We start from the raw sequence: 12,233 nt of genomic DNA, 5'->3' as shown, positions 1-12,233 counted from the left end.
ATGACGCCAACGCGCTATTTGCACGGCTTTGGCAATGAGTTCGAGAGCGAAGCGCTCCCCGGCGCGCTGCCGATCGGTCAGAACTCGCCGCAACGATGCCCATACGGGCTTTACGCCGAGCAATTGTCCGGCTCGGCGTTCACGGCGCCGAGACATCTCAGCCGCCGCTCGTGGCTCTACCGGATCAGGCCTTCGGTCCTTCACATCCGTGAACCCAAGCCGATATCGCAGCCCCTGTGGAAGACCGCGCCCTGTCGCCATGTCTCGGCGCCGTTTGGGCAGCTGCGATGGAGCGCGAGCGCCGTCGCGGGCGACGCGGGCTCCCTTATCGAGGGCATGCGCACGATCGTGACGGCTGGCGATTGCGGGCTGAGGATTGGCATGGCGGCGCATCTCTATCTCGCCGCGCGGTCGATGGAGGACGATTATTTCTACGACGCTGACGGCGAACTCCTGATTGTTCCGCAGCTTGGCGAACTGCGTATCTTCACCGAATTCGGCCTGATCGACTGCGTGCCCGGCGAGATTTGCGTCATTCCGAGAGGCGTGAAATTTCGCGTCGAACTTTCCGCCGGCGCGTCGCGCGGCTACGTCTGCGAAAATTATGGCGCGCCTTTCACATTGCCCTATCGCGGCGTGATCGGCGCCAATGGGCTCGCCAATCCGCGCGATTTCTTTGCGCCGACCGCCGCCTTCGAAGACAAGGAAAAGCCCTGCCGGTTTACGATCAAATCAGGCGGCGCCTTCTATCGCTGCGAGATCGACCATTCGCCGCTCGACGTCGTCGCCTGGCACGGCAATTATGCGCCATATAAATATGATCTGCGCAAATTCTGTCCGATCGGCGCCTTGCGGTTCGATCACCCCGACCCATCAATATTTACGGTCCTGACCTCTCCGTCGGATGAAGCCGGCGTCGGCAATGTCGATGTCGCGATTTTTCCGCCGCGCTGGCAGGTCGCGGAACATAGTTTCCGGCCTCCGTGGTATCATTTGAACATCATGAGCGAATTCATGGGACTGATTTACGGGCGCTATGACGCCAAGCCCTCTGGCTTCGAGCCCGGCGGCATGTCGCTGCATAATGCGATGCTGCCGCATGGTCCTGACGCCGAAGCCTTCGCGCGCGCCTCACGGGAAGAGCTTGTTCCGGCGAAGATCGATGACGGGCTCGCCTTCATGTTCGAGTCGCGGCTGCCTTTTTATCCGACCGCTTTCGCGCTGTCGCTCGATACGCTGCAGAAGGATTATGCCGACTGCTGGTCGGGTTTGCGGCGTCAGTTCACCGGCGAGGGCCCGTGAAGCTCGCCTCGCTAAAAAGCCGGCGTGACGGCGCGCTCGTCCTCGTTTCGCGCGATCTGTCACGGGCTGTGGCGGCGGGGTTCGTCGCGCCGACGCTGCAGTCGGCGATCGACGACTGGGAGGCTGTCGCGCCGCAGTTGCAGGCGCTGGCGGCGCGGCTCGAATGCGGTCTTCGCGAAAGCTTTCCCTTTCGCGAAGAGGATTGCGCGTCGCCGCTGCCGCGCGCCTATCAATGGGCGGACGGCTCGGCCTATGTGAATCACGTCGCGCTGGTTCGCAAGGCGCGCGGCGCCGATATGCCGGAGAGCTTTTGGACCGACCCGCTGATGTATCAGGGCGGCTCCGACGCCTTCCTCGGGCCGCGCGACGACATTCCCTTGCTCGACGAGACGCATGGGCTCGATCTCGAGGCCGAGGTCGCCGTGGTCACCGACGACGTGCCGATGGGCGTTACGCCGGCGGCGGCGCGCAATCACATCAAGCTTATCCTGTTGGTCAATGACGTGACCCTGCGCGGACTGGTCGCTGCGGAGCTTGCGAAGGGCTTCGGCTTTTTCCAGTCAAAGCCGGCGTCCGCCTTTTCCCCCGTCGCCGTGACGCCTGACGAACTTGGCGACGCATGGGATGGCGGAAGGCTGTCGCTGCCGCTGCTCTCCTTCGTCAATGGCGCGCCATTCGGCCGGCCGGGCGCGGGCAAGGACATGACCTTCGACTTTCCGCATCTCATCGCTCATGCGGCGCGAACGCGGACGCTCTGCGCCGGCACGATCATCGGCTCCGGCACGGTGTCCAATCGCGACGCCGATGGCGGGCCCGGCAGGCCGATCGGGCAGGGCGGGGATGGATACTCCTGCATCGCCGAGCAGCGCGTCGTGGAGACCCTCATCGAGGGCGCGCCGCGAACGCCATTCTTGAAGGCCGGCGATGTGGCGCGCATCGAAATGCGCGACGCCGATGGCCGTTCGATCTTTGGCGCCATCGAGCAACGGGTGATGAACGCGACGCCATGAAATAATTCTATCGGCCGCAGGAGCTTTGGCGAGCCTGGAGGCTCGCGTTCCAAGGGCGGCGCATCAAGTGAGGCGCATGCTGGACTGCGAGCCTCCAGGCTCGCATGGCTGCGAACCAGCCGGCGTTGGCGCAATTAATTCGCGGCGCCGACTTAAGCGCTCCGCTTCGCGCGAAAATAGTGAAAATCGCCGCGCGAGATGATGCGATCTCCAGGCGCCAGCTCGTAAGGGGCGAAGTCGGAAGCGCCGCGCAGCCGATCATAGATCGGAGCGAAATCCTGGTAGCCGGCGGCGAGCAGCTTCTCGAAACTTTCGATGACGAAGTAGGTCTGCTGAAAATCGCTGATGACGTAATTGGTCCGCATGACGCGTTCGAGATCGAAGGCGACGCGGTTCGGCGAGGAATCTGCGAGCGAAAAGATCGTTTCCGAAGGCGAGGACAGGATTCCGGCCCCGAAGATGCGCAGCCCCGCCGGCGTCTCGATCAGGCCGAATTCGATCGTATACCAGTAAAGCCGCGCGAGATTGTGGAGCTGCCCGCGCGCCAGCGCCCGTTGGCCGCCTTTGCCATAGGCTTCTAGAAAGCGCGCATAGGTCGGATTGGCGAGGAGCGGCACATGGCCGAAGACATCGTGGAAGACATCCGGCTCCTGCAGATATCCAAGTTCCGACTCGGGGCGAATGAAGGCGCCCGCCGGAAAGCGCCGATTGGCGAGATGATTGAAGAAGGCGTCGTCGGGAATGAGCCCCGCGACCGGGACGACGCTCCAGCCGGTCATCGCGCTTAATCGCCGGCTCAAATCGGCGAAATCCGGAATGCCGGAGCGCGACAGTTCGAGCTTCTGCTTCGCCCCGAGGAATTCGTCGCACGCACGGCCTGGCAAAAGCTTCGCCTGCCGGGCGAAGAGCCGGTTCCAGCGGTCATGCTCCTCGTCGCTATAGGAGGCCCAGTTCTGATCGATCGTCCAGTCCGCCCGTCGCGGCGCCTGCGCGTATCGATTCTTGCCTTTGCTCGCGAGTTGCAGTCCCATCGTCGATGGCCGTCGTGGAAGCCGTCACCCTTTAATATATAGGCATATAGGCGCTTCGCGCCATCTTGCGAGATGACATTGCGTCGCCCTCTCCTGCGAGATGACATCGCGCGGACGCGCCTTAGATGAGCGAACATGGAAGAATTATCGCATTTTATCGGCGGGCGCCGGGTCAAGGGAACATCCGGGCGTTTTTGCGACGCCTATGAGCCGATGACCGGCGCCGCGATCTCCCGCGTGCCGTTCGCCAGCCGCGACGAAGTGTGCGCCGCGGTCGACAACGCCGCTGCGGCACAACGCGAATGGGCGGCGGTCAATCCGCAGCGCCGCGCCCGCGTGCTGATGAAATTCGTCGATTTCGTCGCGCGCGAGAAGGAGAGGCTAGCGTCAATTCTCGCCCGCGAGCACGGCAAGACCCTCGCCGATGCACAAGGCGAAATCCAGCGCGGCGTCGAGGTCGTCGAATTCTGCATCGGCGTCCCGCATCTGATGAAGGGCGAATTCACCGATTCGGCGACGGCGGGCTTTGACGTTTATTCGATGCGCCAGCCGCTCGGCGTCGTTGCCGGCATTACGCCCTTTAATTTCCCGGTGATGATTCCGATGTGGAAATTCGCGCCGGCGATCGCCTGCGGCAACGCCTTCATCTTGAAGCCCTCCGAGCGCAATCCCGGCGCGCCGCTGCTGCTCGCCGAACTGATGCTTGAAGCCGGCCTGCCGCCGGGCGTGCTCAATGTCGTCAATGGCGACAAGGAAGCGGTGGACGCGCTGCTCGAAGAGCCAAGAGTCAAGGCCATCGGCTTTGTCGGCTCGACGCCGATCGCCGAATATGTCTATGCGCATGGCGCCGCGCATGGGAAACGCATGCAATGTTTTGGCGGCGCGAAGAACCATATGGTGATCATGCCCGACGCCGACATGGATCAGGCGGTCGACGCGCTGGTCGGCGCGGCTTACGGCTCGGGCGGCGAGCGCTGCATGGCGATTTCGGTTGCGGTGCCGGTGGGCGAAGCGACCGCCGACGCGCTCGTCGCGAGGCTCGAACCACGGGTGGAGAATTTGCGCGTGGGGCCGTCGACCGATCCTTCCGCCGATTTCGGTCCGCTGATCACGCGGGCGCATCTGGAGCGGGTCAAGGACTATGTCGCGCTCGGTGTCGAGGAGGGCGCCAAGCTTCGAGTCGATGGCCGCGGCTTCAAGCTACAAGGCTATGAGAACGGCTTTTACATGGGCGGCTGCCTCTTCGACGAGGTGCGGCCCGACATGCGCATCTATAGGGAGGAAATCTTCGGCCCGGTGCTCAGCGTCGTGCGCGCGCGCGGTTTCGACGAAGCGCTGTCGCTCGCCAATGATCACGAATTTGGCAATGGCGTCGCGATTTTCACCCGCGACGGCGATGCGGCGCGCGAATTCGCCTCCCGCGTCGAGGTCGGCATGGTCGGCGTCAATGTGCCGATCCCGACGCCTCTCGCCTATTACACTTTCGGCGGCTGGAAGCGATCGATGTTCGGCGATCTCAATCAGCATGGGCCAGACGCCATTCGCTTTTATACCAAGACCAAGACGGTCGCATCGCGCTGGCCCGGCGGCATTCGGGAGGGCGCGAGTTTCGTCATGCCGACCTTGTCTTAAGCCATGGCGCGCGCGGCTTTCATCGGACTTGGAAATATGGGCCGCCCGATGGCGGCGGCGCTGGCGCGCGCCGGCGTCGAGACGTTGGGATTCGATCTTAACGCCTCGCTCGTTAAGGCCGCCGCTAGCGACGGCGTGATCGCCGCGACCTCCTTGCGTCAAGCGATCGAGGGCGCCGAAGTCGCGATCACCATGTTGCAGAGCGGCGATCAGACGCTCGCCGTCTGGAACGAAGTTGCGCCTCTAGCGCGCGGCGCACTGCTCATCGACTGTTCCACGATCGATATCGAAAGCGCGCGCGCCGCGCATCTTCTTGCGCAAGTGAACGGCGCGCGCTCGGTCGATGCGCCGGTGTCGGGCGGCGTCGCCGGCGCGACGGCGGCGACGCTGACCTTCATGTGCGGCGGCGAGGCGGCGGCCTTCGCGGCGGCGAAGCCGATCCTCGAACATATGGGCGCGCATGTGCTTCATTGCGGCGGCGCCGGCATGGGACAGGCAGCGAAAATCTGCAACAATCTCATGCTCGGCGTCACGATGATCGCGACCGCGGAGGCTTTCGTGCTCGCTGAAAGACTTGGGCTTTCGCATCGGGCGCTGTTCGACGCCGCGTCGATCTCCTCGGGCCAGTCCTGGTCGCTGACGAGCTACTGCCCGGTGCCTGATCTGGTCCCGACGTCGCCCGCGAACAACGACTACAGTCCGGGCTTCATGTCCGCTCTGATGCTGAAAGATTTAAGACTCGCCCAGGAGGCCGCCGCGCACGCCGGCGCGGCCTCGCCGCTCGGGGCCGTGGCGACGCAGCTCTATGCTTTGCATCAGGCGGCCGGCCAGGGCGGCGCGGATTTTTCGAGCATCATCAGGCTCATTCGCGGCGAATAAAAGAATTCGCGAACAATCTTGATGTTGAAACAAACGCGAATTAGCGTGCGCGCATAGGCGCGCCAACAACCCAGCTTGACGTTCATTAAAGGAGGCAACGTATGTCGAATCATTTCACCGGCCTCAGCCTCGGTCCGCCGCTGGGCGATCAGAGGTTGGACTTGTGTGATCTCTATGCGTTCCAATCGCCTGGCGATCCGTCCCGGACGGCGATCATCCTCAACGCCAATCCTTCTTACGATGAGTTTCATCCCGAGGCGATCTATCGACTCAACATCGACAATGACGGCGATTGCCTGACCGACATCGCGATCAGCTATGTGTTCTCGCCAAAGCAGAACGGCGGACAGACCTTCGACGTTTATCTGGCGCAAGGGCCTCAGTCCCGTTCTCCCGAACCGGTCGGCGAAAAGATCGTCTCGGGCGCGGAAGTGTCTTTCGGCCCCAAGCCGAATATCGTCCGATCAGGCGAGTTCACCTTCTTCGCCGGCGTGCGCAGCGACGCATTCTTCTTCGATTACGACGGCATTCTCGCGCTGTTCGACACGTCCGGCGGCAGAAATTTCACCGCGCCGCATCTTGGCGGCAAATCTCCCTGGACGGGCGTTGATTCGAACACCGAGGCCAATGTGCTGTCGACCGTCGTCGAAATGCCGACGAGCGCGCTTGGCGGCGATCCAGGCGTGAAAATCTGGGGCCGCTGCAGCGTCCGCCGCGACGGCGAACTCGTCCATGTCGATCGCGCCGGCCATCCGTCGGTCAGCAGTTTCTTCAACACCGACGAAACCAAGGAAGAATACAACGCCAGCGAACCGGTGAATGATCGCAAGCGCTGGCTCGAACAATTCATCCATCTGATGGGCCATACCGGCAATTATGCGAGGGACGAAGCGATCGCCGCGATCGAGGAACACGGCATCCTGCCCGACATGCTGAGCTTCGATCCCACAAGGCCAGCGGGCTATCCGAACGGCCGCACCTTCGCCGACGACGTCATCAATTTTCGTCTCTCCTTTCTTTCAAAGGGCGACATCCCCCCGGATGGGTTGAATCCGCATACCGACACTTTGAAAGAATTCCCTTACCTCGGGACGCCCCATTCGAAGTGACGCCGACAGCGTTAAAAAAACAACGGGCGCGCTGGCGGCGCGCCCGTTTTTTCGTCCATTGCACGGACCGAACTTACCGATGGTGGCGCGGCTTCTTGGGCGCGGGGCCGGGCGGCGGGGGCGGCGGCGTCACCGGCATATATTGCAGGCTGACATTGCCGATGCCCGCGGAGACATTCAATCCGGTGCCCAGCGAGACGGAAACCGGCTGCAAGGAGATCGTCTTGTTGGAGCCGCCGACAAGAACGGCGGCGCCGGCGCCGGCGCCGACCGCGGCTGATCCTTCAGCGCCGACATAGTCTCCCGACAGCGCGCCGGGCTCGATGCTGTTCGTGGCCGCGAGAACCGTCCAAATCATCTGACCCGGACCGCTGATGCCGATATTGGCGCCGACATTGGTCAGCCTGCCGATATAATGCTGGGGCGGGCTGCCTTTCGCGTCCCGGTAGACGCAGTCGAGCGCTTGATTCTCGATGATGATCATGCCGACTCCGCCGGAGAGATGGCAAAGGAGCGTGCCAACCTGCACGGACTGCGCCATGGCGGCGCCGGGCGCGAGCGCGATTGCGAAGGACATCGCGCATAACGCGCGTCCGAGCGAAAATCGAATCATCATTGATCTCCATTCAGGGTTGCGGAGTTATACCGCGCGGGCCGAACTCTAAAGGCGAAACGCGCAAAAAGTAACCCTGCGACGAAGTTCTTGTACGATCGCTGGAATATTTGCACACAGGCGAATCGACGCAAGCGCGATGCGCCGGGATGAGCGAGGGCGCGATTGAATCGTGAAGCCGATTGGCGCGTTGCGCGAGGAGCGGAACAATCCTGCTTGTCTTCGACGTCAGCGGTCCTAACTTGAAAAGGGAGGCGGCCGCCAGCGGGCGGAAGCCCAAAAAGGAACGGCTCGCGACCTTGGATGTAAAGGCGCGCGCCGTTTCATTTGTCGGCCGAATTTTTAATTTTGGGGCGTTCCGGCCGGGGCGATGTTGAGTCGCGGATCGTCTTTGGGATCGTAATAGTCGATCTTCCAAGGACCGGCGGCGTTGATCTGGAGCACCGAGTCTTCATCGACAAAGACGTAATGCAGGACGCCTCCGGGCATCGCGATAAAGCTGCCTGCTGGAAGCTTCTCGACGCTGGCGCGGTCCGCCGATGGGCCTCTGCCGAAGCTGAAGGCGCCGGAGATGATCGTCACGAGTTCCGCGCCGGGATGGGTGTGCGGCGGCACGCGATAGCCCTTCGGCGCCTTGATGCGAATGACGAAATCTCCTTGCTGCGATGGATCTCCGTAGAGCACCGCCATTTCGGCGCCGCCCGGCAGCGAACTTGGCGCCGGCGCCCATTTGACATCGCCGGGAAGAAAGGCGCGATGCGCGTCGACCGCGCCGCCACGCGCCGTTCCGCCGAAGGCCAGAAGGCCGGCGAATAGGATTGCTAAGCTTTTTTTCATCAGTCTCTCCCGTCGCGCTCTTGTCGCTCTCGAGCGGCGCCGGACTGATGTCGGCGCCGCCTGCTAAGCGACACATATAGGGCGCGAGTGCGGAACTAGCCCCACCAGAAGATCGCCGCGACGATGACATAGAGCCCGATGAGCGCGGCGCCGTCGACCATGTCGGCGCGGCCGTCGACGGTCACGACGGTGACTACCAAGACTGAAAGAAACAGCGCCGCCGCGAGAATCGGCGGAATGGCGAGCGTGAAGGGCGTCGCGCCGCCAATCGCGAAGCTAATGAGCACGAGCGCTGGGATCAGCGCCACCGCGACCTGCAGCGCCGAGTTGAGGATGACGCTCACCGCGAGATCCGCCTTGCCCTGCGCCGCGAGCCGAACGCCGACGACATTCTCGACGGCGTTGCCGGCGATGGCGACGACGACAAGACCGGAGAAGGCTTCGCTGACGCCAAGCGCTTCGATCGCGGGTCCGAGCGCGTCGACGAACCAATCGGACACGAAGCCGGCGGCGATTCCGCAAACGGCGAGAACGCCTACCGCCGCGCCGAGCGGCCAGGCATGAAGGCGCGCATGAGTCTCCGCCGGCAGCGCGCGCTGGCCCTGTCTCAATATGGCCTGAGTGAGAACGACGAAAACCAACAGCAGCACGACTGCGCAGACGATGGCAAGCTCCTGCTCATGCGCGCCGCTCGGAAGATGCAGCTCCTGAGCGAGCGTCGGCAGCACCAGCGCCGAAACCGCTAAAAGGAGCAGCGTCGCGATCATCCGCGGCGTTTGGCTCTCGAAGCAAAGAACGCCGTGTTTCCAGCCGCCGGCGACAAAGGCGAGACCGAGAACCAGGAGCGCGTTGGACAGAATCGAGCCGATCAGCGAAGCCTGCACGACAGTCAGCAGCCCGGCCCTCAGCGCAAAGATACAGACGAAGAGTTCGGGCAGATTGCCGACTGCCGACTGAATGATTCCCGTCGTCGCCGGCGAGAGACGGTTGCCAAGCTGGTCGGTGGCTTCGCCGATGACATGCGCGACGCTCGCGAGCGCCAGCGCCGAGGCGACAAAATTGATGATCGACCCAGCTTCCGCGAAATGCAGCGCCGCCGCGATTCCGATAAGTGCGGCGGCCGGCGCCATCGTGGCGAAAACTTTCATGTTGAATCCCTCGCTGGCGCCGCGTCGCCGAGGAGTGATGGACTCCGGCGGCGTTCGGCGCGTGGAGCAAATTGTGTTGGTCGAAAGACGGGCGCGATCAATCAATCAATCTTTCTCGGCGCTCTGCCGAGACGTTTCTCCAATTCGACGATGCGCTTCGTCGTCTGCAGGACCGTGTCGGGATTGAGGCTGATCGAGTCGATCCCGAGGCCGACTAGGAACTCGGCGATTTCAGGATAATCCGAGGGCGCCTGGCCGCAGATTCCGCAGTGACGGCCGTTGCGTCTCGCGCCCTCGACCGCCAAGCGAATGATCTCCTTGACGCCTGCGTCGCGCTCGTCGAAGTCGAAGGCGACGATTTCCGAGTCGCGGTCGACGCCAAGCGTCAATTGCGTCAGATCATTCGAGCCGATCGAAAATCCGTCGAAGCGCTTGGAGAATTGATCGATCAACAACACATTGTTCGGAATTTCGCACATCACGTAAATTTCGAGCCCGTTCTTGCCGCGTTCTAGACCCAGCTCGTGCATCAGGGAAAGGACTTTGTCAGCTTCATCGATGCGGCGGCAGAAGGGAATCATCAGCTTGACGTTGATGAGTCCCATCTCGTCGCGCACGCGTTTCATCGCGGCGCATTCGAGCGCGAAACCGTCCTTATAGGCGGGGTGGGCATAGCGTGAAGCGCCGCGAAAGCCGATCATCGGATTTGCTTCATAGGCTTCGAATACGCCGCCGCCGAGCAGTGACGCATATTCATTGCTTTTGAAGTCGGACATGCGCACGACGACAGGCTTCGGGTAAAACGCCGCCGCGATCGCGCCGACGCCTTCCGACAGACGCTTGACGAAGAATTCGCCGGGGCTCGCATAATTGGCGGTCAGTTTGGCAATTTCGGCGCGATCGCGCGGCTCGAGCCGCTCGGGGTGAACGAGCGCCATCGGATGCGCCTTGATCGAATCGGCGATGACGAACTCCATGCGCGCGAGACCCACGCCGTCGTTCGGCAGGGCGGCGAGCGTGAAAGCGCTGTCGGGATTGCCGACATTCATCATGATGTGCGTGGCGGGCTTCGCCAGAGTCGAAAGATTGACTCTTTCCACCTCAAACTCGATGTCGCCTTCATAAACCATGCCGACGTCGCCCTCGGCGCAGCTCACCGAAATCAGATCGCCGGTGTGGATGAGGCGCGTCGCCGCATCCGTGCCGACGATCGCGGGAATGCCGAGTTCGCGCGCGACGATCGCGGCGTGACAGGTGCGCCCGCCGCGATTGGTCACGATGGCGGCGGCCGATTTCATCACGGTGCCCCAATCGGGCGAGGTCGTGTCGGCGACGAGAATCTCGCCCGGGACGAATGTCGAAAGCGCGCTGACATGCTCGATCACCCGCGCTCTACCGCTGGCGATCTTGGCGCCGACCGCGCGTCCTTCGACCTTCACGGCGCCATGCTTCGTCACCGTGTAGATTTCGGCGATGTTGCGGTCACGGCGAGACGCGACCGTTTCGGGACGCGCCTGGACGATATAGAGCCGGCCGTCGACGCCGTCCTTCGCCCATTCAATGTCCATCGGACGGGGCGCGCCGGCCTTGGCGCTGTAATGCGCCTCGATCGTCATCGCCTGTCCGGCGAGCGTCAGCGCCTCTTCGTCGGAAATGCAGAATTTCTCTCGGTCCTTCACGTCGGTCGGAAGGTTGCGCGTCGTCGCCCTGCCGCGATCGGAAAACACCATCCTGATTTTTTTCGCGCCGAGCGTGCGCTTCAGGACCGCGCGCTTGCCCCGCTGATAGGTGGGTTTGAAGACGTAGAATTCATCCGGATCGACCGCGCCCTGGACCACATTTTCGCCCAGCCCGTAAGCGCCGGTGATGAAGACGACGTCCTCGAATCCGCTTTCGGTGTCGATCGTGAAGATGACGCCGGACGCGGCCAGATCCGACCGCGCCATTTTCATCACGCCGACCGAGTTGAACACTTTGAAATGATCGAAGCCATTGTCGATGCGATAGCGAATGGCGCGGTCGGTAAAGAGACTCGCGAAGCAATGCCGAATCGCGTCGAGAACGGCCGCGGCGCCGCGCACATTGAGATAGGTGTCATGCTGGCCGGCGAAACTCGCGTTCGGCAAATCTTCGGCGGTCGCCGAGGAGCGCACGGCGACCGTCAGATCGGCGCCATATTCCTGCGCGAGCCGGGCTAGCGCGGTGCGGATTTCCGCCTCGAGATCGGGCGGCGTCGGCGCGCCATAGACGATGTCGCGGGCGCGTGCGGCGCGCTTGGCCAAATCGTCGACGTCAGACGGATTTAGCCCATCGAGCGCGGCCTTGAGGGCGGTCCAGGCGCCGGCCTGGTCCAGCGCATGGCGATAGGCGTCGGCGGTGACGGCGAAGCCATTGGGGACCAGGATGCCTTTAGCCGTCAGCTCCCGGTACATTTCGCCGAGCGATGCGTTCTTGCCGCCGACAAGCGGCACGTCGGCGATGCCGACTTCGTCGAAAAAGCGAATGAAGCGCGCGGGCTTGGGAGGCGCTGACATTGTTTCTTGGGAAATGAGGGAATCGGCCGTTTCGTTCATGACGCGCTCTTTTTGGTTGGGTCCGGGCGACAAGACGTTGAGCCAATTGGGCCATAAATATTGCAGGCGCGCGGCGATAGTGAGCGTATGCACGGAATT

The 12,233-nt window shown here is 62.7% G+C and carries 10 protein-coding genes; 5 read left to right on the top strand and 5 right to left on the bottom strand.

Annotated elements, in window-relative coordinates; all coding sequences use genetic code 11:
- Positions 1-1,302: a homogentisate 1,2-dioxygenase gene (gene hmgA / locus U1E20_RS10800; RefSeq protein WP_409980606.1), complete on the top strand. Its 1,302-nt coding sequence runs from the start codon at positions 1-3 to the stop codon at positions 1,300-1,302.
- Entirely contained in the window at positions 1,299-2,312 is a 1,014-nt protein-coding gene (locus tag U1E20_RS10795) for a fumarylacetoacetate hydrolase family protein (protein ID WP_409980605.1), read from the top strand. The genes hmgA and U1E20_RS10795 overlap by 4 nt, the downstream gene beginning before the upstream one ends.
- Before the next feature lie 152 nt (positions 2,313-2,464).
- Here the strand turns inward: U1E20_RS10795 and phhA are convergent, their stop codons facing one another.
- Positions 2,465-3,343: a phenylalanine 4-monooxygenase gene (gene phhA, locus U1E20_RS10790; RefSeq protein ID WP_409980604.1), complete on the bottom strand. Its 879-nt coding sequence runs from the start codon at positions 3,341-3,343 to the stop codon at positions 2,465-2,467.
- Positions 3,344-3,478: 135 nt separating this feature from the next.
- Here phhA and U1E20_RS10785 point away from each other — a divergent pair, with 135 nt between their 5' ends.
- From U1E20_RS10785 to U1E20_RS10775, 3 genes are all read left to right on the top strand, one after another.
- Positions 3,479-4,975 (top strand): CoA-acylating methylmalonate-semialdehyde dehydrogenase, encoded by a 1,497-nt coding sequence (locus U1E20_RS10785; protein ID WP_409980603.1) that lies wholly within the window; start codon positions 3,479-3,481, stop codon positions 4,973-4,975.
- 3 nt (positions 4,976-4,978) lie between these two features.
- Positions 4,979-5,854 (top strand): 3-hydroxyisobutyrate dehydrogenase, encoded by an 876-nt coding sequence (gene mmsB, locus U1E20_RS10780; protein WP_409980602.1) that lies wholly within the window; start codon positions 4,979-4,981, stop codon positions 5,852-5,854.
- A gap of 101 nt (positions 5,855-5,955) precedes the next feature.
- The gene (locus U1E20_RS10775) at positions 5,956-6,963 is read left to right on the top strand and encodes a DUF4331 family protein (protein ID WP_409980601.1); all 1,008 of its coding nucleotides are present in this window, start codon (positions 5,956-5,958) and stop codon (positions 6,961-6,963) included.
- 73 nt (positions 6,964-7,036) lie between these two features.
- Here the strand turns inward: U1E20_RS10775 and U1E20_RS10770 are convergent, their stop codons facing one another.
- The 4 genes from U1E20_RS10770 to ppsA all read right to left on the bottom strand — a co-directional run bounded on the left by U1E20_RS10770 (position 7,037) and on the right by ppsA (position 12,095).
- Positions 7,037-7,540, bottom strand: coding sequence for a DUF992 domain-containing protein (locus U1E20_RS10770; RefSeq protein ID WP_409980600.1), 504 nt, complete (start codon positions 7,538-7,540; stop codon positions 7,037-7,039).
- Between the two features lie 378 nt (positions 7,541-7,918).
- Complete coding sequence (locus U1E20_RS10765) at positions 7,919-8,413, bottom strand: cupin domain-containing protein (protein ID WP_409980599.1); 495 nt, start codon at positions 8,411-8,413, stop codon at positions 7,919-7,921.
- A 95-nt stretch (positions 8,414-8,508) separates the two neighbouring features.
- A complete protein-coding gene (locus U1E20_RS10760) occupies positions 8,509-9,561 on the bottom strand; it encodes a sodium:proton exchanger (RefSeq protein ID WP_409980598.1) in 1,053 nt (350 codons plus the stop codon).
- A 101-nt stretch (positions 9,562-9,662) separates the two neighbouring features.
- On the bottom strand, positions 9,663-12,095 hold the full coding sequence (gene ppsA, locus U1E20_RS10755; protein WP_409980814.1) for a phosphoenolpyruvate synthase: 2,433 nt from the start codon (positions 12,093-12,095) through the stop codon (positions 9,663-9,665).
- Positions 12,096-12,233 lie beyond the last annotated feature (138 nt).

This window comes from Methylocystis sp. (assembly GCF_046349115.1).
Lineage (GTDB): Bacteria > Pseudomonadota > Alphaproteobacteria > Rhizobiales > Beijerinckiaceae > Methylocystis.
Note: the sequence above shows the minus strand (reverse complement) of the source record. Positions and strands in the feature narration are given on the sequence as shown.

Excerpts from the sequence above, each read along its gene's own strand:
- phhA (WP_409980604.1), bottom strand. The coding sequence starts at position 3,343 with ATGGGACTGCAACTCGCGAGCAAAGGCAAGAATCGATACGCGCAGGCG.
- mmsB (WP_409980602.1), top strand. The coding sequence starts at position 4,979 with ATGGCGCGCGCGGCTTTCATCGGACTTGGAAATATGGGCCGCCCGATG.
- U1E20_RS10785 (WP_409980603.1), top strand. The coding sequence starts at position 3,479 with ATGGAAGAATTATCGCATTTTATCGGCGGGCGCCGGGTCAAGGGAACA.
- ppsA (WP_409980814.1), bottom strand. The coding sequence starts at position 12,095 with ATGTCAGCGCCTCCCAAGCCCGCGCGCTTCATTCGCTTTTTCGACGAA.
- U1E20_RS10765 (WP_409980599.1), bottom strand. The coding sequence starts at position 8,413 with ATGAAAAAAAGCTTAGCAATCCTATTCGCCGGCCTTCTGGCCTTCGGC.
- U1E20_RS10760 (WP_409980598.1), bottom strand. The coding sequence starts at position 9,561 with ATGAAAGTTTTCGCCACGATGGCGCCGGCCGCCGCACTTATCGGAATC.
- hmgA (WP_409980606.1), top strand. The coding sequence starts at position 1 with ATGACGCCAACGCGCTATTTGCACGGCTTTGGCAATGAGTTCGAGAGC.
- U1E20_RS10775 (WP_409980601.1), top strand. The coding sequence starts at position 5,956 with ATGTCGAATCATTTCACCGGCCTCAGCCTCGGTCCGCCGCTGGGCGAT.
- U1E20_RS10770 (WP_409980600.1), bottom strand. The coding sequence starts at position 7,540 with ATGTCCTTCGCAATCGCGCTCGCGCCCGGCGCCGCCATGGCGCAGTCC.